This window comes from Haematomicrobium sanguinis DSM 21259 (genome assembly GCF_000688395.1).
Classification (GTDB): domain Bacteria; phylum Actinomycetota; class Actinomycetes; order Actinomycetales; family Micrococcaceae; genus Haematomicrobium; species Haematomicrobium sanguinis.
The window spans coordinates 283,893-303,791 of the sequence record NZ_JIAG01000001.1; the positions used below are offsets into that span (position 1 = coordinate 283,893).

Genomic DNA, 19,899 nt, shown 5'->3' on the forward strand with positions numbered 1-19,899 from the left:
CGTTATACAGACCCGCAGGTGCCACGCCTACGCCCCGCCGAGCTCCCGCGTGATCTCTTCGGCACGCTCGCTCGCCGCCTGTGCCGCACGCGCCATGATCCCGCGCATATCCGCGTCATCGAACACGCGAATCGCCGCCTCCGTGGTGCCATTAGGGCTTGTCACAGCCTTGCGCAGCACACCCGGGTCAACCTCGGGCGCGTCCAGCATCCTCCCTGCGCCGGCCACCGTCTTCGCGGCCAGAACGCGGGCTAGATCCGCGTCTAGCCCGAGCTGCTGCCCCGCCGCCGCCATGATCTCCGCGAGATAAAACGCGTACGCCGGCCCCGAACCGCTCACGGCCGCAACGGCATTGACCTGATCCTCGGGCACCTGGGTCACAAAGCCGGTGGACTTGAGCAGGTCGGCCACGCGCTTCATGTCCGCTGGCCCCGTCCCGCGCCCCGCACTGATCGAGGTGACCCCCATCCCGACCTGGCTCGGCGTGTTCGGCATCGCCCGCACCACCGGCTGCCCGGCGCGCAGTTGCGCCTCAATCATGCCGGTCGTGACCGCGGCGGCCACCGACACCACAATCGCGCCCTTCTCCAGCGCTTGGCTTATTTCCGCGGCAAGCGCTTGGATGCCCTTGGGTTTCACCCCGAGTACGACGACGCCGGCCCTCTTCACTGCCTTGGCGTTGGCTTGGCCATCGGTCTCCGAGGCGACGACGGTCACCGGTACCTGATTGCGCAAGGCGTTAGCGCTTTCTTCGCTCCGGCAGGTCGCAATCACGCGATCGGGGTCGAAGCCCGAGGCGAGAAGGCCGCGCAAGATCGCGCCGTTCATGGAACCCGTGCCCAAAAAAGCAACCTTGAGATCGGTGGTGGATGAGCTGTTCACAGTGGTTTTCTCCTTCTCAAACCGGACCAAAAAATATTCACAGATTACACACAGTCAATCTTCGGTGTTATCCCAACCAGGGACCCTAATGTTTTAACTACCTCATAAAGGTGCGAGTGATGATGAATCAGATTTCCTGATCTGATCCTGGCGCCGGTGCTGGTCTAGGGAACCCCCAATCCCTCACCAATAGCACCGGCGCCTTTCTCATGTCCGCGACCCCTTTGCGCAAAGCACCCCGCCACATCCGCTCACCGAGCGATTGCTACACCGACGCGGGGAACGATTCCCTTGCAAACTCCAGTGAGCGGCGCAGAAGCTCTTCCCGCTCCCCCGGCTCCTTGAACTTTCGGGTGCTCACTTCCACCGCCACGACCCCGTCCCACTCGCTGTCTTTGAGGTACTGCAGTGTTTCGCGCACCGGCTGTTGGCCATCCCCGGGCACCAAGTGGGCGTCCTTGTTGTTGGCGTTGCCGTCGGTCAAGTGCAGGTGTGCGAGCCGGGAGCCCAGCGCCTTAATTGCCGTGAGGGAATCCTGGTCGGCAATGGAGGCATGTGAAAAGTCCCAGGTCACGTTTTGATAGTCCAGTTCCACGGGATCCCAGTGCGGCAAATATGCTTTCATATCTGAGCCGCGCACCCGCCATGGGTACATGTTCTCGACCGCGATCCGCACCCCGTATTCGTTCTCAATGTCTCGGATACCCTCAGCGAAGGATTCCGCGTATCCGGTCTGCCACCGAAACGGCGGGTGCGCCACCACAACTTCGGCGCCAACATCGTGAGCCATTTGCGCCGAGCGGTGGATCTTGTTCCACGCTTTGCCCCACACCTGCTGGGTCAAGAGCAGTGTCGGAGCATGGACTGCCAGAATCGGTTGCGCATATTTTTGCGAGAGCGACTTGAGGACCTGGGTGTTTTGTGAGTCCTGGTTGTTTGTCACCATGACTTCGACGCCGTCATAGCCAAGATCGTGAGCGACGGCAAACGCATCGTGAACGTTGAGCGGATAGACCGAGGCCGAGGACAGTGCGATGGGCACGTGCGGCATATGCTCTTCCTCGTGTCAGGTCTGGGTGAATGGCGGCGGCGCGAGTTCCACGTGCCCCACTCCCACCGTAGGCATTTTCTCTTCGGATTCAAACATAAGCGTATCGAACCTGCGCAGGATAAGCCCTTCGCGTAGCGCCCAAGGACATATTTCCAAGCTGGCGACGTTGAACTTTTCCATGGCCGCCTCGGCAACCATGGCGCCCGCGAGCACTTGCCGTGCGCGCAAGGCGGAGACCCCGTCCAGGTTGACGCGGTCTGCCACGCTCATCGCCGTCAACCGCTTGGTCCAGATCCGCAAGTCATGCAGGCGCAACTCTCGGCGCACCAACGGCCCCTCACCGCTTGGCGCGGCGCCGGTCATCCGGGCCAGCGAGCGGAAGGTCTTCGAGGTTCCCACCACCATGTGGGCAGTGCCCAGCTTCGTGAAGGGCTTTATGTGCGGCGCGAGCGTTTCACGAATGTATTTGCCAAGCTCCTTGACGCTCTTGGCGCTCGGCGGGTCCTCAGGCAACCAGTCGCGGGTGAGGCGTGCGGCTCCGAGCGGAACGGAGGCTGCGTGCGTGGGTAGTTCATCTTCACCCATGGCCATTTCGAGCGAGCCGCCGCCAATATCGAGATTGAGAATGTTTCCGGCGCCCCAGCCAAACCAGCGGCGCACCGCCTGAAACGTTGCGGCGGCTTCTTGCGGACCGGAGAGTTCGGTCAAGACCACGCCGGTCGTCTTCCGGATTCGATCAATGACGTCTTCGCCGTTGCCTGCTTCGCGGATAGCCGAGGTGCAAAAGGCGAGCAGGTCATCTGCTTGATGCTCGGAGGCGAATTGCCGTGCTCCGGTGACAAAATCCATCAGCGAGCGCTGCCCCGACTCGGTAATATTGCCGGCCGCATCCAACATGGTGACCAGTTGGAGCGGCTCCTTGTGCGAGGCAAACGGGATGGGCCTGGCGCCCGGGTAGGCGTCGACGAGTTGCAGATGCCCGGTGTTGGAGCCAATGTCCAACACGCCTAAACGCACCGGGTCCCCTATTTCTTCTTGGCGGTACGCCGGCCGCGAGCGGGCTTCTTTGCTGGACCCTTGGCGCGCTTCTCGGCCAACATTTCGAAGGCGCGTTCCTTGGTCAGCTCTTCCACGGCCATGGCCCGCGGCACCGTGACGTTAGTTTCCCCATCCGTCACATAGGGGCCGAAGCGCCCGTCCTTGACGACGACCTTCTTGCCATTGGTCGGGTCCTCGCCGAACTCGGCTAGCGGTGCCGATGCGGCGGAGCGCCCGCGCTGCTTGGGCTGTGCATAGATCTCCAGAGCCTCGGGGAGCGTGATCGTGAAGATCTGCTCCTCGCTGGCAATGGAGCGAGAATCCGCACCCTTCTTGAGATACGGCCCGAACCGGCCGTTCTGCACCGTAATATCGACACCCTCGGCGTCTTGTCCCACCACGCGAGGTAGGGACATCAGCGCGAGCGCGTCCTCCAACGTCACGGTGTCCATGCCCATGCTCTTGAACAGGCTGGCCGTCCTGGGGCGCACCTTGGCCGGTTTCTTTGGCGGCTTGGGTTTGCCGTTTTTGTAGTACTCCACCGGCTGGTTTGCCAACTCCTCGGCACTCGGCTCGGGGATGACCTCGGAAACATAGGGACCGTACTGCCCATCCCGGACCACAATGTCGCGGCCGGTTTCCGGGTCTTGGCCAAGTACACGGTCCCCAAAGGATGCCTGTTCCATCAGTTCACGCGCCTTCTCGGCGGTCAACTCATCCGGGGCAAGGTCCGCGGGAATGTTGGCGCGTTGCGGATCGGTCACGACCCCGTCCGCATCTACCGTCTCGGCGGATTCCAGGTAGGGGCCGAATTTGCCGACGCGCAGGGTAATGCCATCGGCAATCTCGATGGAGTTAATAGCGCGGGCGTCGATTTCGCCGAGCCCGTTCACCACACCCTGCAGTCCGCGCTCATCTCCGGAACCAAAGTAGAACTGGGAGAGCCAATCATTGCGCATGGTTTCTCCGCGCGCAATGGAGTCCAGGTCTTCTTCCATTTCGGCCGTGAAGTCGTAGTCCACGTAATTGGAAAAGTGCTCCTCCAAGAGCCGCACCACGGAGAACGCAATCCAGCTGGGCACCAACGCCGAGCCGCGTTGATTCACGTAACCGCGGTCCATGATCGTGGAAATCGTCGCGGCGTAGGTTGATGGGCGGCCGATCCCGCGCTCTTCCAGCGTCTTGACCAGGCTGGCTTCGGTGTAGCGGGGTGGCGGGGACGTGTCGTGGCCCGTCGGGGAGAGTTGCTCGGCCGCGACCTTTTGCTTCTCCGCCAATTCGGGAAGGTGAGCTTCGCCGGTGGTGGAGGCATCGCCGTCGTCATTCCGGCTTTCATCCTTGCCTTCCTCATAGGCGGCCATGAAGCCGCGGAAGGTGATGACGGTGCCGCTCGCGCTGAACTCGGCGACGCGGGCATCGCTGGCCGTGCCGGTGATCTTGACCGAGGAGGTGGAGCCCTTCGCGTCCTCCATTTGGGAGGCGACCGTGCGCTTCCAGATCAACTCGTACAGCTTGAACTCACGCGCCGAGAGGAGGCTCTGCACTTGACGCGGGGTGCGGAAGGAATCGCCGGCGGGTCGGATGGCCTCGTGCGCCTCCTGCGCGTTCTTGGTCTTGCCCTTGTAGATGCGCGGGGAAGAGGGCACGTATTGCTGGCCGTAGAGTTCGGCGGCTTGGCGGCGGGCGGCGTTGGTGGCCTGGTCGCTCAGCGCCGTCGAGTCGGTGCGCATATAGGTGATGTAGCCGTTTTCATAGAGTCGTTGGGCGACCTGCATGGTCTCGCGGGCGGAAAAGCGGAGCTTACGCCCGGCTTCCTGTTGCAGGGTGGACGTGGTGAACGGCGCGGCCGGACGGCGAGTGTACGGCTTATTCTCAACGCTCGTGACGGTGAACGGCACGCCGGTCAGCCCCTCGGCGAGGCTGGTGGCCGCCGCCTCATCCAGAGCGGCGGCACCGCGAGCCTTGAGCTGACCCTTATCGTCAAAGTCCTTGCCGGTGGCAACGCGGGAACCATCAACCGCACTCAAACGCGCCGCGAAGGACTGCCCCTCGGCGGTAAAGGTGCCCAGAATGTCCCAGTAGTTCGCCGATCGGAAGGCCATCCGCTCGCGCTCCCGGTCCACCACCAGGCGGGTCGCCACAGACTGCACACGACCGGCGGACAAACCGCGCGCCACCTTGCGCCACAGCACCGGAGATATCTCGTAACCGTAGAGCCGATCCAGGATGCGCCGGGTTTCCTGGGCGTCGACAAGGGCATCGTCGACGTCTCGCATTTCCTTCAGCGAGCGGTGAATGGCTTCCTTGGTGATTTCTGGAAACACCAGCCGGTGCACGGGCACCTTGGGCTTGAGGACTTGGAGCAGGTGCCAGGCTATCGCCTCGCCTTCCCTGTCACCGTCGGTGGCGAGGAAGAGTTCGTCGGCATCTTTGAGCGCGGCCTTGAGTTCGGTGACGGTCTTTTTCTTGTCATTGGAGACCACGTAGTAGGGCTCAAAGTCATTGTCGATGTCCACCGCGAATTTGCCCACCGAGGTCTTTTTCAGCTCGGCTGGCAGGTCGGAGGGCTGGGGCAAGTCACGGATGTGCCCCATCGAGGCGGTGACTTCATAGCCTTCGCCCAAGTAGCTTGCGATGGTCTTGCCCTTGGCGGGGGACTCCACGATCACAAGTTTTTTGGACGGTTTGGTGGTGGCCTTGGCTGGCACGGTACTCCTACGCGATGGACACACCGCCCGTGGTGTGAGGCGGTTTGTGGTTGTCAGTGCTCAATCATAACTGTGCACGCAAATCTCAAGCCTATCTGACCAGTGCGGAGCGGGCGCGGTCAAGGCGCGGGTCCCAGGGCACCCGCGCTAGGTCGGCCCCTCGAAGCCCGGCGGCTCCCCATCAATGAGCCGCTGGCTTTCCGGCACTGGCATCCCGAGCATTACCACGGTTGCGAGCACCGACTGCGGGGAGGTCTCTTGGCCGTCCTCGGCGTCCTGCTCCCACTTTTGCGCCTGTAAAAAGATGTCCCGGATTTTCAGCTGCACTTCGGACACTTGGTCCGGGGTGAGATAGAGCCTATTAAAGAGGAGATAGGAGGCGCTATCGAAGATGTCCTCATTGATGGCGCCCATCCGCAAGTTTGATCCGTATATATTGAATCCGCGTTCGGCGAGTTCGGCGAGGTGGGACTTGCCGGTTAGGCTCACCATGATTTCGGTGCCGCGTGCACGCCAGTGCCGCTCGCGGCTATCCCCGTTGTTTTCGCCAGGACGCACCAGTCCGCGTCTCTCCAGGAGTCGAAGGTGGTAGCTCGTCGAGCTAGGCGAGATTCCGGTGATTTCGGCAAGTTGGCTGGCCGTGTAGGTGTTTTGGGTTCGGTACAGTTCGGTGATGGCAATGCTGCGCGCCGGGTGCCGAAATGCTTCGGCTGCGGCGTTGTCGCTGAGGTGCACCAAAGCGCCGTCCTCACCGGCAACGGGAGTGGGCATACCCGAGGCAGGCTCCCGTGGATTTTCTGTAATCAAAGTCCCCCCTCTGATCCGTATCGAGAATATCAACAAAATAGTTATGCCCAACCGTGTTGACATCGCCCGGCGCTAACCATACGTTCAAGTGCATGGTATTGAAGAGAAGTGGCGTTAAATCCACTGACGCCCCTTCCGTTTGGCGTGTGCCGGACTTCCGGATCGTGGTCGCCTCCAGATTCCTTTCGCAAATGGGAGTTGCCGCTCTCATTGTGACGGTCATGCTGAGCCTGCAAGCCAATGGCCAAGGCACGCTCACGGTCGCGCTGTACCTGTTGTCTTCCACCGTGCCGATCATGATTCTTGCCCCGTGGGCCGGGCGCATCGCCGATACTCATGATTCACGCCGCATCATGGTGGTGGGCGGTCTGATTTGCGCCGCGTCCGCGCTGGGGATGACCGTAGGCGCATGGCTGGCACCGTTTCCGGTGCCCTACTTCATTGTGTTTACTATCACCCTGAATATCGGCAATGCGTTGCTGAACCCGGTGTGGCAGGCTTTGTTGCCGCGCATTGTCGGGGAGGACCGCAACCCCGAGGCGATTGGCGCGCTTCAGGCCTCACTCACAATTTCACAATTGGTCGGCACGGTTTTGGGCGCCTGGATCCTGCAGATCTCCTCGGCACCGGTGGTTTTCGCGCTGGCGACGTTGGGATACCTCGCACTCACTTTTGGCGCCTCCCGCATTCAGACCCGTCGGCATCTTCGCAAAGAGGCCCCCGACGCGCAGCCCTCCAAAATTTTGGATGGTTTCCGCGCCGCGAAGGCAGATCCGATCATTTTGCAACTCATCATCGGGGTGAGCGTGCTTTTGCTCTTCGCCCAGGGGCTGGACGTTATCGAGCTGTTCTTGGCCACCGAAACCCTGGGCGCTAGCGAATTCGAGTACGGCGTTCTCGCCGCGTGCGGCGCCTTGGGCATGGTCGCCGGTGCGATCCCGGCCGGCAAAATCAAGGACAACGTGGTGCGCCGCAACGTCTACTTGGCTGCGCTCATATGGATTCCGTTGGGCGCGGTGGTGGCAAGTTTCGCGCCGAACATGTGGTTCCTCTACGTGGTGTTCTTCGCTTTCGGGGTGGGTCTCGGCGCGCTCAACTCCACCTACGCGGCGCTGCTCATCGCCCGTTCGCCGGAGAACCGCCGCGGCCAGGTCGCCTCGCTCAGCACCGCGATCATGCGCACCGTCGGGGTTGTCTCGGTCAGTCTCGGCGGCATTCTCGGTACCATCCTTGACCCGCGCAGCGCCTACCTGTACGCCGGAATTGTCGGTATCGCCTTCGGGCTCGTGGCGCTCGCCTTCTTCCTGCGCACCGAACGGCGCAACGACGCCGCCCCGGTGTCAGCGGCCGAGAGTAGCAGCGTCCAAGAAGCCTAAGAGCACGAGCTGCCTCGCCTCATCGAGCAACGCCTGCGCAAAATTCTCGTCCTCGGGTTCCAGTAGCGCTTCCAATGCCCCAATAATCGCGCGGACACTGAGCGTGCCATCACAGGCCGACACGAAACCGGCGCTCGCGGTGTCCAATTGGCGGGTGCGCCGCCACCCCGAGCCTTGGCGCAGCATAATGATCTGCGGATGCTCGGCGCCCGGGGTGTGATGCCGCTCCTCGGTCACATCCTCGCGGACCGCAAGTTTCAGCTCGCCAAAGGCGGCATCGCCAAGCGCTTGCAGCGCATCCTGAAGCACGACGGCGCGTGCCCACCAATTCCCCATCGGTGCGCTGAGTGCCTGGCTGACAGCTTCGAAACGGTGCCACGCGGGGACTGCAATCTGCCGATGTACAAGCACATAGCCAAACCCAATCCCGGCGACGTTCCGTGAGTCGAAATCATCCAGGTAACGCTTGAGCTGCTGCTCGTAGCGGGCAGAGTCCATGTCTTCGCCGGCGTCCCGCAACCAGGTCAGGGCGTACTCGGCGGGAGATTCGACCTCGCGTTGCACAAACCATGCACTGGCGTCGGGGTGCGCCCAGGTGCGCGGACCGGCGAACGGGTCATGGAGATCGGTCATTTCCCAGTTCGCCAGCATGAATGCGCTTGCGCCGGTGGCCAGATGCTCGCTCACCCCGGAGACGAGTTCGGCGACGAGCCGGTCTCCGGGCTGGCCGCCGTCGCGGTAGGTGTACTGGTCTTCCGCACGTTCCGAGAGTGAGCGCGGGGTGATGACAAAGGGCGGATTGGTGGCGATGAGGTCAAAGCGTTGCTCTGCTACCGGTTCGAGGAGACTGCCCTGCACAAGCGTCACTCTCTGCTCCAGGTTATCGGGATCGATATCGAGGGCTTGCGCGTTGAGCAGCAGATTGGCTCGGGTGATGTCCAGGGCGCGCTGGGAGATGTCGGTCGCCGTGACGTGATCGGCATGGCGCAGCAGGTGAAAGGTTTGGATTCCGCAACCGCAGCCGAGGTCGAGTGCGCGTTCCACGGGAGTGCGCGGGATGAGTCCGGCCAGGGTCAGCGACGCTTGGCCGATGCCGAGGACGTAGTCGCGGGGAAGCGGCTGGCCGGTTTGGTCGGTGCCGAGATCTGAGAGGACGACGAGATTGACGCCCTCGCTCGTTGAACGCTCGTCCGTGAAGCTATAAGGGCGCACGTCAAAATTCGTGCGAACCGCGCTAGCGGTGCTCTCACCCTCTGCCGCAAGCACACCAATGCGCAGAAGGCCCTCCACGCTGGCTGCGGGCAGAACTTCTTCCACGTTTTTGACCGTGACGGATGTAGCGCACACAAAAAGCAGGGTCAAAATGGCGAGGGCACGGTCCGTAGTGGTTGCCGTATCGCGGGACAGCACGTCTTTGGCCACCACGGTGCACAGCGGAATCGAGGAAAGCGCTTCTGCGCCGAGAAGATCGCTGATCGCATCCACCGTGTAGTCGGCGGTACGGAGCCGGTTAGCGAAATCGGTGAGTACCGCCTCGTCGAGGAGCGAGGATGTATCGGGGCTGGCGGATGCTCCGGATGCTTTCGGCATGTCGACGGCGGTTGTTTAAGCTGCCGTGCACCCTGCGGGGCATGACAGCTCGGCGCCGGAAGCGACACAGTCCTCGCAGTAGAGCGTCAGTTTGCGGCAGGAGAGGTTGGCACAGTTTTCAAAGTTGCTGGTGGGTTTGGAGCACCGCTCGCAACGCCCGATGATGGTGGCGTCCTCGGTGAACTCGGTGTGCATGCGCTTATCAAAGACGTACAGCGAGCCTTCCCATAGGCCGGAATCGCCGTAGGTCTCCCCGTAGCGGACGATCCCGCCCTTCATTTGGTAGACCTCGCTGAACCCGCGGTTCACCATGAGGGAGGAGAGCACCTCGCACCGGATGCCGCCGGTGCAATAGGTGATGATCGGTTTGTCTTTGAGCTCGTCGTACTTGCCCGATTCGAGTTCGGCGATGAAGTCATGGGTGGTTTCAACGTCCGGCACGATCGCGCCCTTGAACTTCCCGATTTGCGCCTCAAACGCGTTGCGCCCGTCGAAGAAGACGACCTCCTGGCCCTCGGCCCGTTTCGCGTCGATGAGTTCGTGCACTTCTTCTGGGCGCAAGTGGATCCCGCCGCCTTTGACGCCGTTTTCGTCAACGCGCAGTTCGCCGGGCGCACCGAAACTGACGATCTCCTCCCGCACTTTGACACTCAGGCGCGGGAAATCTTCGGCGGAACCGTCCGACCACTTGACGTCCATCTTTTTCAAGGGCGCGTACTCGCGGGTGGCCTTCACGTATTTTTTGACCGCGTCGATCCCACCGCCGACCGTCCCGTTGATCCCGTGCTCGGAGATGAGGATGCGACCGCGAAGTCCGAGCGACTCGCACAGGGTGCGTTGCCAGAGGCGAATCGCTTCAGGGTCGCTTAGGGGCGCGAAGGCGTAGTAGAGAATGATCTTATTTTGGGCCACTGTCCCATTTTACCGGCCCCTCCCCTCCCCCCAAGTTGACGCAGATTACCGAAGTTGTACGGGATCCCGTACAACTTCGGTAATCTGCGTCAACTAAAAAAGGGGGGAGCGGGTGGGTGAGGGGCGCGTGAAAGTCGGGGACACGCCGTCGTATGTCACAATTGCTCATCCTTCGGGCTGAAATCCCGCCAGAAGTTACCGCTAATCCCGAAAGCAAACTATCGTCGAGGTATGGCTACTTCTCTGACTCAAGAATTGGTGAACACCTGGGTGAACGGGTGGGCGGCGGCCCGCAATTATGCGACGAGTCAGGACGGCGATCTGCCGGTGGTGCACCTGGGCGAGGATCGCGGAAATGGGCAGGAGTATTTCCTGCTTGATCCCACCGAGGAGCATGTCCGGCATGCTGTGCAGAAACTCGGCGGCGATCCTGCCGGGCGCATTACGATTGTCACGAATGAGCTAGCGAACGTGTACCCGTTGGCAGAGCAGTTCGGTTTGGATGTGGTGCGGACCGAGGAATCGCTCATGGTTGCGAACATGGCGTTCCAGGATGTTGAAGAGCCGCCGATGCCGTGGGAGGAGTTCTCCAGAGAGGTTGAGCGCTCGGACTCCAGGGCGATCTTGCGGGTGCTACACGAAGATAACGACATTGCGCACGGATCGTTGGCGCTGGTGGACGGCACTGCCGTGTATGACCGGGTGGAAACCTCGCCGGAATATCGGCGGCGCGGACTGGGGTCCTATGTGATGCGGGCGCTCTCGGCCATTGCCCTGGAGCATGACGCGGATGCGGGCATCATCATTGCCAGTGCCGACGGTCGGATGCTGTACCAGTTCTTGGGCTGGGAAAGTGTCGCGGCGGTGGCAACGCTTAAGCCGCGGAAGGCTTAAATTTCCCAGTTTCCCGGGTCGCCGTAGGGGCTTTTGGGTGCGCCCTTGCTGTGCGTTTCGCGTTTTTTGCGTTGGCTGTCCTGACGCGGCCCTTCACCGTTGGAGGTGGTGGCGGCGCGGTGCGGAATGTCCAGGGTTGGGGTGGCGGAATTGCTGGATAGCGGGATGGTTCCGGTGATGGGCGGCGGGTCTTTTTTTGTGGTGGGTGCAACGCGCGCGGCACGGTAATTGCAGTATTCTTCCACGAGCCGGTAGCTGAAGATCAGGTAACCGCACAGTCCGATCACGTAAAGCCACCAGGTGAGCCATGCGCTCGGGAGCTGGTCCTGGAAGGCTCGGCCCACAAAGCCTTGGACCAGGAACGGGACAATGTAGTAGAGCACCACCGCCACGAAAATGCCCCAGCCTTCGCGCTGCTGCCACGGCATTGCGGAGGCCGTCACCCAGGAGCGCCCCGGGGATGCGAGCCGGCGCATATAGACAATGAATGCCGCGAAGGCGGCGAAGAGCGGTAGCAAGAGCCAAGCGAACGTCGGATTGCTGTTGAAGACCAGCACCAACATTCCGGCAAAAAGGGCCGCCAGCGCGGCAAGAACGATCAGAGCGACGCGGTTGATGGCGAAGGGTTTGCGGTCACCGGACGTGGGTGTGCCGGGCCGTATTGCGTTCATAGTGAAAATCTTAGCGAGTTCCGCTGGTTGCCCCGAACCCTCGGGCACAAAATGGGACAATGTTCATATGCGCTCATCAACCTCACTTGTGCCCTTGCTGGGTTCGAGCGCTCAGCCGGAACAGATTCGTCATATCCGCGAACTGCCTTCACGTGCCGCGCGTCATGTCGCCTGGCCGGACTGGTTGCACCCGGACCTGGTGTCTCTGTTCCAGGACCGCGGCATTGATCAACCGTGGGCTCACCAGGTTGCGGCGGCGGAGTTAGCGCACGGTGGTCAGAACACGGTCATTGGCACCGGTACCGCGTCAGGTAAGTCCTTGGCGTATCTCATGCCGACCGTGGATGCCATTTATCGCGGCGAACTCGAGACCGAGGCGTCCTTGCAACCGCTGGACAGTGTTGTGCTGTATCTGTCTCCGACGAAAGCGCTGGCCGCGGATCAACAGAATTCGATTGAGTCCCTGGGTGTGCGTGGCTTGCGGGTGGCGACCTATGACGGGGACACCGAGGTTGCCGAGAGGCGCTGGATCAGGGATAACGCAAACTTCTTGCTGACGAATCCTGACATGCTGCATTTCGGCATTTTGCCCAATCATGCGCAGTGGTCCCGATTCCTGCGGCGGCTGAAGTACGTTGTGGTGGATGAAGCGCACTCTTATCGCGGGGTTTTTGGTTCGCATGTCTCGATGGTGCTGCGGCGGTTGCGGAGAGTCTGTGCCCTGTACGGGACGTCACCGGTATTTATCGGAGCATCGGCGACCTCCGCGACGCCCGATGCGACGTTTTCCAAGCTCTTGGGGGTTCCGGCCGTCGCTGTGACCGAGGATGCCTCACCGCACGGCGCGACCGAGGTGGTGTTGTGGGAGCCGGAATTGACCGATTTTGTGGGCGAGAACGGGGCACCGCAACGGCGTAGTTCCATTGTGGAGACCGGGGATTTGATGGCGAACCTGGTGTCCTCGCATGTGCGCACCATCTCCTTTATCCGCTCCCGCCGCGGCGCTGAGGCCATATCGCTGTATGCCAAGCGGGAACTGGAAGAGGTCGATGCGTCCTTGGAGCCGCGCGTGGCGGCGTACCGGTCCGGCTATTTGGCCGAGGAGCGCCGCGACGTCGAAGCGCGATTGCGGGATGGGCGGCTCCTGGGTGTGGCGAGTACCCCGGCGTTGGAGCTCGGGATCGATATTGCGGGCCTCGATGCGGTGCTGATTGCGGGCTGGCCGGGGACGCGCGCCTCGTTCTTCCAGGAAATCGGCCGTGCCGGGCGTGCCGGACAGTCGGCGCTGGCGGTGCTGATCGCTAGCGACGACCCGCTCGATACCTATTTGGTCAATCACCCAGAAGTAATTTTTGATTCGCCGTTGGAAGCCACGGTGTTTGATCCGCACAACCCCTATGTTGCCGGTCCGCATTTGTGTGCGGCGGCTGCCGAATCACCGCTGACCATGGCAGACGCCGAATATTTTGGCGAAACCAATATGGAACTTTTGCCAACTTTGGTGGAGCGCGGATTGCTGCGGAAGCGTCCGGCGGCGTGGTACTGGACGCATCCGCAAAGCGCGGCCGGAATGGTGTCGATTCGCAACGAGGGTCCGGGGCCGGTGAGCCTGGTGGATGGGGAGAACGGCACACTCTTGGGCACGATGGATGGCAGCTTGACCCATTTCCAGGCCCACGACGGCGCCGTGTATACCCACCAGGGCGAAACGTTCATCGTTGACGAATTGCGCGAAGAGGATCGCATGGTCTTATTGCACCGCGCCGCGCCCGACTATTTCACCCAGGCTCGAGACATCACCGAGGTTGAAGTGTTGGAGGTGCTCCGTCAGCGGCAGTTCCCCGATCTGGGCATCTTCTTTGGCGATGTGAAAGTGCAGACCCAGGTCATTTCCTACCAGCGCAAGTCCGTGCTTTCCAACGAGGTGTTAAGCGAGGAACCGCTGGATCTCGAGGCGCGCGACCTATTTACCAAGGCAGTGTGGTTCACGCTGACGAAGGAATCGCTCAAGGCCGCCGGTGTGGATCCGGTGATTCTGCCCGGGTCCTTGCATGCGGCCGAACACGCGAGTATCGGGTTATTGCCACTGGTGGCCACGAGCGACCGGTGGGACATTGGCGGTGTTTCCACCGCAATTCACCCGGACACCGGGTTGCCCACGATCTTTGTCTATGACGGCCAATCCGGCGGTTCCGGATTTGCCGAACGCGCCTACGACGTTTTCGAAGAATGGCTGGGCGCCACCCGCGAAGCGATTATGGATTGCGAATGCGCCGAGGGTTGCCCGTCCTGTATCCAGTCGCCCAAGTGCGGCAACCGTAACAACCCTCTCGATAAGGAAGGCTCGATCAAGCTTCTCGGGTTGGTGCTGGATCGGCTGAAAGACGCCCGGGAGCGCGGCGATGACGGTGTTCCGGTTGGTTCTGGCAGCGAATCCACCGCCACCGCGCACGTTGCTCCTTCCGAGACGTAGAACTTAAGGCGAGCTGGCCTCCTTTCCAGGTTGGTAGCGTCTGCATCTCGGGCGCGGGGGGGATTCTAGGGCGGCCGGTGTCGAGGCTGGTGATCGCCTAGGGCGGAGGACCCGCACGTGCTCTCCCTTTTGCCTCGGGAATCACCCAGGAGAGGATGGCGGGTGTTTTGACCGCAGTTTCCACCCGCACGGTCTGGTTGCTTTCTAGAGTGCAACTGCGCAATTCTGCGTTATTGCTCGCGACCAGGCGTGCCGCTTTCTCGCACGGATCGCCTGGGGTGAGTCCGCGGTACGCGTCTGCGGCCGCAAGCGCAGCCAGATCGGCGGCCGTGCTCGCTCGCGAGGCGGCAAGTGCGGCGCTGATGAGGATGGCGGCCGTGACAAAGAACAGCATGATCACGGCGACCAGAGCGATCCCCGTCACGGTACTTGCACCGCACTCGTCGTCCCTGCACCGGGCTGGGGAGCGCCCTGCGCCGACGCTTCTGGAAGCCTCAGTCTCTGGGACCGGTCCGCCCACTGCGCGTCGGCGCAGGTATCCCCTCATTTTTGAGCCTCCGACAGAGCCGTGGCGTCCGCGCTGAAGTTCAAATTCAACACGTTCGCCACTAACCCCGTTGGGGTGCCGGTGACGCGAACCGAAACGTACTCGCCTTCTCGAGAGAGTTCGGTGGTCACGCCGTCACCGGCAATCCTGGACACCGTGGAAGCTACTTGCCCTTGATCATCGCCTCGCGCCAGGCTGCGTGCGGCCGCCGCGGCTGCCTCGCTCACCCGCACTTGGGAGATGCCGACGCTCAGAAACCCGACGAGCAGAACCACAATGGTGGTAATGCCCGTGAGCACCATGGCAAATTCCGCGGTCACACTGCCACGTTCCATGCGGACCGCTAGAATGAGAGGGCGTTCTGAATGATCGCCATCAAGAATCCGCGGACCTCGTTGCTCTTCAAAATGGCTATTAGAAGGGCGGCGAAACCTACGGCGGCGAGGGTTGCAATCGCGTACTCTGCGGTCGCCATTCCGGCCTGTCCCAGAGTCGCCACGCGGAACCGTTGCCGAGCGTTGCAAGCAAACTCTGCGAACCGTCCTCTGCTTGTCACCCGATCGCGTTCGGCGAGGTCCTCTTCGGCCCAATGCGCCTGGTACGCCTGCGGCAGGTACACCACATTGCTGCGAGGGTCGGGGCCCTCTACGGTCATGTCGTGAGCGTCCTCGTGTTCCTGATCCGCGCTCGCGAGAAGCAATTTCAGTGATTTTTTCACGGTCTTTCCCCATGTTCATGTTGTGCTTACGCCGCCGCCTGGACGGCAACGGCGCCGGAAACGATAGCCTCCGTATCTCGAGAATGGTCCTGGTTGCCACCGCCGTCACCCACCTGTTTCCCGATTCTGGATAACTTTCGAAAAAAAGTGGCCTGTGTAGGAGCATCCTCATGTCCGCGAAAGCGCACTCACCACAGTTGCGGGATGACAGAAATGATGACCGGGACCACCCCGAGGACAAGGAACGCCGGAAGCACACACACGCCTAGCGGCACCACTAGCTTCACACCGAGCTGGCTTGCACGCTTCTGCGCGTCGCGCTGACTTCGTCGCCGCAACTGTCCGGCTTGGGCACGCAGCGCCACAGCCGCTCCGGCTCCCGTCAGCGCGGTCAGCGACAAGGCTTGCTTCAATGCGCGCAAGCGCTGTTCCCGGGACGGTTCGAGGACCCAGGCCGACTCCCAGTCGACGCCCAGACGCAGCGCGGCAGACACGCGTTTCAGGTCCTCAGCCTGTTGCTCGGGCGCCACACGCGCAAGGCACTCAAGCGATCGATCTAAACTGGTGCCGTTCGCCAACATTGCGGCCATGAGATCCAATGTCAAGGGCACCGGCAACGCGCCCGAGGGAGAATCGCCGGCGAACACCTCGCCTGGAGCGCCCAGATGCCGCGACTCGGCCGCAGTTCCGCCGCTCATCACCCGCGCCAGCCGACCCGTATCCTCTCGGCACATGAGCCAACAGACCGCCGCCAGGCAGGCAAAAATCATCAATCCGGTCACAGCGGCGGCACCTCAGCTTGACTCACCAAGCGCGCGCTCCACACTTTTCCACAGATCATGAGCACCGCGCCCGCCACCAATAATGCGAGCCCCCATGGCGACCCAAGAAATATGCTGGCCACATCCGCACCCGCTACCGCACCGAGCAGCAGGCCACACACGGGTAGCCAGGCTAACAGCTTCGCGGTCGCGCGAGGTCCAGCAAGAACCGCTTCACGCCCATGATTGGCGTCAATTTCATCCTCGGATTGCTCGGCAAAGCGCCGAAGAATACAACTGAGCGGCGCGCCCGATTCCTCAGACACGGCCACACATATCGCGAGTTTCTCCAGCCCTTGCCTGGCAACAACGGGCAGGGTTTCCCGCTTGGACTCGCGGAACAGGGCAAGACTCGCCGAGTATCCCAACGTTGCAAACCGCGCGCACGCCTCAAAGATCTCGGCGAACTCGTGCCACAGCTTCCCATCGTCTTCGCGAGATCGAGATCGGCACACCATCGCAGCATCGCTCCACAACTGTTGCGGGCTCCGCCCCGCTTCCAGGAGAGTGGCCAGTTCATGGACAACCAGCGGCACGCTGTCGGCATCCAGCACGGTGCGCTTACGCCCCGAGACAGTCCTTTCGCTACCCGCGGTTTTGCGCGACATTCTCAGTCGAGAGCTCGCCTGCATTCTGCGCTCAGGGTCCACCTCGCCGCGAGCGCCACGAGCGCCACTAACACCGCGAGCGCCACGAGCGCCAGTAACACCACTAACGCCACGAGCGCCACTAACACCGCGAGCGCCACTAACACCACTAACACCACGGGCGCCGCCACCATCTCCGAGAATCCGCCGCACCCGGCTCCCGGTTTCGCCGACCAGGAGCCAGAGCGCCAAAACTAACACCACAAAGAGTGCGAGCGCCACCACGTGCTACTCCCCTGCTATTCCGCACCGCCGCGCCAGAATGCCCCATGCCGGCCCGACCTCTTCACGAGTTCCGTCCCAGCGCAGCGCGGTCTCCACCCGCAAGGCACCGTCAACCAAACCAATGGCCGCGATCGTCCCGACACGCCTAGTCCCCGAACCCCGCTCGATATGCACGAGCACATCAATGGCACTAGCAACCTGCAACGTCAACGCTTCATGGCTGAGCCGAGCCAGAGCCCCCAAAGCGGCCAACCGCGCCGGAACAGCTTCGGCACTATTGGCGTGCACGCTGGCTCCTGCACCCTGATGACCCGTGTTCATTGCGGTAAGCAGATCCAAGATTTCGGCACCGCGCACCTCCCCGACAACCAGTCGATCCGGTCGCATGCGCAAAGCCTGGCGCACTAAATCATCGAGCCGTATCTCTCCACTTCCTTCCACGTTGGCCCGCCGTGTTTGCAAGCTCACACAGTGCGGGTGGCGAGGACGCAATTCAGTGGCGTCCTCCACTACGACAATCCGCTCGCGTTCCTCACATAACTCAAGAAGCGCACCTAACAAGGTGGTCTTTCCAGTGCCGGTGGCTCCACTGATTAAGAAATTCAGTTTGGCCGCCACCATGGCCTGCAGCATCCGGGATGACCGGGGTGAAAACATCCCCAGCGCTTCCAGCTCCGCAAAGCGCATTCCGGCGGGCCGGTTCACCCTGATGGACAACAGCGTGGCTGACCCGGAAACCGGTGGGATCACTGCGTGCACACGGTACTTGCTCAATGTCACGTCCACGCACGGGCTTCCGTCATCCAAGCGCCGTCCTCCGGCGGCGATCAGCCGTGATGCGAGCGAGCGCACGTTCTCTTCCGAGCCCAAGTGCACACCCACCCGTTGCAGACCACGTGCCCCATCTGTCCACACCTGCCCGGGGGCATTCACTAAAATGTCCGTGACGCCCGGATCCGCAAGGAGCGCTTGCAACGGCCCGAGTCCATGCAGTTCCGCGTGCACTTGGTCTGCAACGTGCATCGCGCCGGTCGTCCCGCGTAGCGAACTATGCTGCCCCACTACCCGCGAGAGTTCATCGGCATCCAGGCCACCAGCACGCAACCCACTCTCTAAAACCTCGCGGCGCAGGCGTTGCACTTCGTCCGCGCTCAAACTCAGCGAACGCGGCCGCACCCGCCCACCAGTGCCCGCCCGCGCCACCGCAACCCCGCGCTCCCTGTCCGTCGACCGCCCACCAGAAACCCCGCGCCCGCTCACCGCTCCACCCCTAACCCCTCGACAATGCGTCCCAACCCTCGCCGGAGAAGCCGCGAACGCATCTCCGCGACCAACCGTCCAGACCCTGCGGCCCGCCCCACGCGACGCGAACGCACAAACAACCCCGCCACCTCACACCCAAACTCGTGCTCCAGGTCGCGTTCCGAAAAACCGTCCGGCATGCGTCCGGTCAGCACTAGTCGCACCGGCAGCGGCGACAAATAAGCGATCGTATTGCGCGCGGCCACGAGTCCTGCCACATCGGGTCGCACCGCCAGCAACACCTCGTCACACCACGGCAAGAGCGACCACTCCGCCACCGCCCACCGCCCAATATCGATCACGCAGATCTCCGCACTCTGCCGCGCGGCGTCCATCACCGCCGGCATGGACCCGCGCGACGCGCTAATCCGATCCCCCGACGCGCTCTCGGGCAAAGCTCCCCACCCGAGATATCCCATTCCGCCCACCCGCGGCAGCGCCTCGCGAAGCGCCCCGGGCGCGAGTTCACCCTCGACCTGTTGCAGATCGGCCCAGCCCGCCCCACGCCGATCCTCGGTTCCCAAAATCGCCTCGATGCTCCCGCCAATGGGGTCGCCATCGATCACCACCGCATCGGAGCCGCGAGCCGCAAGCTCCAAACCCAGCGCACACGCCAGCACGCTAGCCCCGACCCCGCCGCTCGCCCCCATCACCCCCACGCCGCGCCCCTCACGTTGCGTCTGCGCGCCGGTCAACAGCTCCAGCAACCAGCGCGCACCATCCGGCATGAGCACCACATGGTCCGCCTGAAGCGCCTCGCCCACTGGCCAGAGCTCCGACATGTGCTCGGCGACTCCCACCGCGATCACCACCACACCGTCCCGCCATTGGCGCCGCGCCCCGGACCAACCCGCCCCCGGCCAATCTGCCCCGGACCACCCCGACGCCGACCGACCTGTCGCGGCCCCCTCCGCCACCCCCACATCGGCACCGACCAACACCACCGGGCCCCCGGAACCTCCGCCAACTTCCGCACTCACGTCCTGAAGCTCAGCCACCGTATGCAATTGCAATCCAGCCGCAACCACCACCCTGGCCACCTGCTCCTGCACCCCGACATGAGCACTCACCAGCGTCACCGTCCGCGCGCCGACTCCCGCCTCCGGCCCCGCCGAAAACTCGTTTTCACGTGCCGCACCGAACCCCGCGTCCCCGGAACCCCATGACCTCGCCGCATCCCCACTCATGCGCCAATCCTGCGCGCCAACCCCAGCATCCCGCGACCCCCAATGCCGCA

19 protein-coding genes are annotated in these 19,899 nt (G+C 62.6%); 3 read left to right on the top strand and 16 right to left on the bottom strand.

The window, feature by feature from the left end:
• Positions 1-27: 27 nt before the first annotated feature.
• From proC to O148_RS16835, 5 genes are all read right to left on the bottom strand, one after another.
• Positions 28-882, bottom strand: coding sequence for a pyrroline-5-carboxylate reductase (proC, locus tag O148_RS0101345; RefSeq protein WP_026529489.1), 855 nt, complete (start codon positions 880-882; stop codon positions 28-30).
• Positions 883-1,147: 265 nt separating this feature from the next.
• Complete coding sequence (locus O148_RS0101350) at positions 1,148-1,933, bottom strand: sugar phosphate isomerase/epimerase family protein (RefSeq protein ID WP_026529490.1); 786 nt, start codon at positions 1,931-1,933, stop codon at positions 1,148-1,150.
• Between the two features lie 15 nt (positions 1,934-1,948).
• Entirely contained in the window at positions 1,949-2,950 is a 1,002-nt protein-coding gene (locus tag O148_RS0101355) for a Ppx/GppA family phosphatase (RefSeq protein ID WP_026529491.1), read from the bottom strand.
• An 8-nt stretch (positions 2,951-2,958) separates the two neighbouring features.
• Positions 2,959-5,679, bottom strand: a complete 2,721-nt coding sequence (gene topA / locus O148_RS0101360) for a type I DNA topoisomerase (RefSeq protein ID WP_026529492.1) — start codon at positions 5,677-5,679, stop codon at positions 2,959-2,961.
• Between the two features lie 147 nt (positions 5,680-5,826).
• Positions 5,827-6,450: a winged helix-turn-helix domain-containing protein gene (locus O148_RS16835; RefSeq protein WP_051619678.1), complete on the bottom strand. Its 624-nt coding sequence runs from the start codon at positions 6,448-6,450 to the stop codon at positions 5,827-5,829.
• Between the two features lie 128 nt (positions 6,451-6,578).
• Between O148_RS16835 and O148_RS0101370 the strand changes: the two genes are divergently transcribed.
• Positions 6,579-7,862, top strand: a complete 1,284-nt coding sequence (locus O148_RS0101370; RefSeq protein ID WP_084156922.1) for an MFS transporter — start codon at positions 6,579-6,581, stop codon at positions 7,860-7,862.
• On the opposite strand, the gene O148_RS0101375 is transcribed toward O148_RS0101370, so the two are convergent.
• Positions 7,827-9,452 (bottom strand): methyltransferase, encoded by a 1,626-nt coding sequence (locus O148_RS0101375; RefSeq protein ID WP_026529494.1) that lies wholly within the window; start codon positions 9,450-9,452, stop codon positions 7,827-7,829. The genes O148_RS0101370 and O148_RS0101375 overlap by 36 nt on opposite strands.
• A gap of 15 nt (positions 9,453-9,467) precedes the next feature.
• Positions 9,468-10,364, bottom strand: a complete 897-nt coding sequence (gene trhO, locus O148_RS0101380; RefSeq protein WP_026529495.1) for an oxygen-dependent tRNA uridine(34) hydroxylase TrhO — start codon at positions 10,362-10,364, stop codon at positions 9,468-9,470.
• A gap of 231 nt (positions 10,365-10,595) precedes the next feature.
• Between trhO and O148_RS14090 the strand changes: the two genes are divergently transcribed.
• The gene (locus O148_RS14090) at positions 10,596-11,258 is read left to right on the top strand and encodes a GNAT family N-acetyltransferase (protein WP_051619679.1); all 663 of its coding nucleotides are present in this window, start codon (positions 10,596-10,598) and stop codon (positions 11,256-11,258) included.
• Here O148_RS14090 and O148_RS0101390 read toward each other — a convergent pair.
• Positions 11,255-11,929: a hypothetical protein gene (locus tag O148_RS0101390; RefSeq protein WP_157374445.1), complete on the bottom strand. Its 675-nt coding sequence runs from the start codon at positions 11,927-11,929 to the stop codon at positions 11,255-11,257. The genes O148_RS14090 and O148_RS0101390 overlap by 4 nt on opposite strands.
• A 67-nt stretch (positions 11,930-11,996) precedes the next feature.
• Here O148_RS0101390 and O148_RS14095 point away from each other — a divergent pair, with 67 nt between their 5' ends.
• On the top strand, positions 11,997-14,402 hold the full coding sequence (locus O148_RS14095; protein ID WP_084156924.1) for a DEAD/DEAH box helicase: 2,406 nt from the start codon (positions 11,997-11,999) through the stop codon (positions 14,400-14,402).
• A 97-nt stretch (positions 14,403-14,499) separates the two neighbouring features.
• Here the strand turns inward: O148_RS14095 and O148_RS0101400 are convergent, their stop codons facing one another.
• From O148_RS0101400 to ssd, 8 genes are all read right to left on the bottom strand, one after another.
• Positions 14,500-14,949, bottom strand: a complete 450-nt coding sequence (locus O148_RS0101400) for an Rv3654c family TadE-like protein (protein WP_084156926.1) — start codon at positions 14,947-14,949, stop codon at positions 14,500-14,502.
• On the bottom strand, positions 14,946-15,269 hold the full coding sequence (locus tag O148_RS0101405; RefSeq protein ID WP_051619680.1) for a TadE family type IV pilus minor pilin: 324 nt from the start codon (positions 15,267-15,269) through the stop codon (positions 14,946-14,948). The genes O148_RS0101400 and O148_RS0101405 overlap by 4 nt, the downstream gene beginning before the upstream one ends.
• A 23-nt stretch (positions 15,270-15,292) precedes the next feature.
• Positions 15,293-15,667, bottom strand: a complete 375-nt coding sequence (locus O148_RS17490) for a DUF4244 domain-containing protein (RefSeq protein WP_035744217.1) — start codon at positions 15,665-15,667, stop codon at positions 15,293-15,295.
• Positions 15,668-15,855: 188 nt separating this feature from the next.
• A complete protein-coding gene (locus O148_RS14105; RefSeq protein WP_051619681.1) occupies positions 15,856-16,449 on the bottom strand; it encodes a type II secretion system F family protein in 594 nt (197 codons plus the stop codon).
• Positions 16,446-17,096, bottom strand: coding sequence for a type II secretion system F family protein (locus O148_RS0101420; RefSeq protein ID WP_026529499.1), 651 nt, complete (start codon positions 17,094-17,096; stop codon positions 16,446-16,448). Before O148_RS0101420 ends, O148_RS14105 begins: the two co-directional genes overlap by 4 nt.
• Before the next feature lie 2 nt (positions 17,097-17,098).
• Entirely contained in the window at positions 17,099-17,269 is a 171-nt protein-coding gene (locus tag O148_RS17660) for a hypothetical protein (protein WP_157374446.1), read from the bottom strand.
• A gap of 94 nt (positions 17,270-17,363) precedes the next feature.
• Positions 17,364-18,620 (bottom strand): TadA family conjugal transfer-associated ATPase, encoded by a 1,257-nt coding sequence (locus O148_RS14110; protein ID WP_075204234.1) that lies wholly within the window; start codon positions 18,618-18,620, stop codon positions 17,364-17,366.
• On the bottom strand, positions 18,617-19,849 hold the full coding sequence (gene ssd, locus O148_RS0101435; RefSeq protein WP_026529500.1) for a septum site-determining protein Ssd: 1,233 nt from the start codon (positions 19,847-19,849) through the stop codon (positions 18,617-18,619). The genes O148_RS14110 and ssd overlap by 4 nt, the downstream gene beginning before the upstream one ends.
• Positions 19,850-19,899: the final 50 nt, after the last annotated feature.

What these genes read in the sequence shown, in the direction of transcription:
- O148_RS0101350 (WP_026529490.1), bottom strand. Translation starts at nt 1,933, where the DNA reads ATGCCGCACGTGCCCATCGCACTGTCCTCGGCCTCGGTCTATCCGCTC.
- O148_RS16835 (WP_051619678.1), bottom strand. Translation starts at nt 6,450, where the DNA reads ATGCCCACTCCCGTTGCCGGTGAGGACGGCGCTTTGGTGCACCTCAGC.
- O148_RS0101370 (WP_084156922.1), top strand. Translation starts at nt 6,579, where the DNA reads ATGGTATTGAAGAGAAGTGGCGTTAAATCCACTGACGCCCCTTCCGTT.
- O148_RS0101375 (WP_026529494.1), bottom strand. Translation starts at nt 9,452, where the DNA reads ATGCCGAAAGCATCCGGAGCATCCGCCAGCCCCGATACATCCTCGCTC.
- O148_RS14090 (WP_051619679.1), top strand. Translation starts at nt 10,596, where the DNA reads ATGGCTACTTCTCTGACTCAAGAATTGGTGAACACCTGGGTGAACGGG.
- O148_RS0101390 (WP_157374445.1), bottom strand. Translation starts at nt 11,929, where the DNA reads ATGAACGCAATACGGCCCGGCACACCCACGTCCGGTGACCGCAAACCC.
- O148_RS14095 (WP_084156924.1), top strand. Translation starts at nt 11,997, where the DNA reads ATGCGCTCATCAACCTCACTTGTGCCCTTGCTGGGTTCGAGCGCTCAG.
- O148_RS0101400 (WP_084156926.1), bottom strand. Translation starts at nt 14,949, where the DNA reads ATGAGGGGATACCTGCGCCGACGCGCAGTGGGCGGACCGGTCCCAGAG.
- O148_RS0101420 (WP_026529499.1), bottom strand. Translation starts at nt 17,096, where the DNA reads ATGTCGCGCAAAACCGCGGGTAGCGAAAGGACTGTCTCGGGGCGTAAG.
- O148_RS17660 (WP_157374446.1), bottom strand. Translation starts at nt 17,269, where the DNA reads ATGGTGGCGGCGCCCGTGGTGTTAGTGGTGTTAGTGGCGCTCGCGGTG.
- ssd (WP_026529500.1), bottom strand. Translation starts at nt 19,849, where the DNA reads ATGAGTGGGGATGCGGCGAGGTCATGGGGTTCCGGGGACGCGGGGTTC.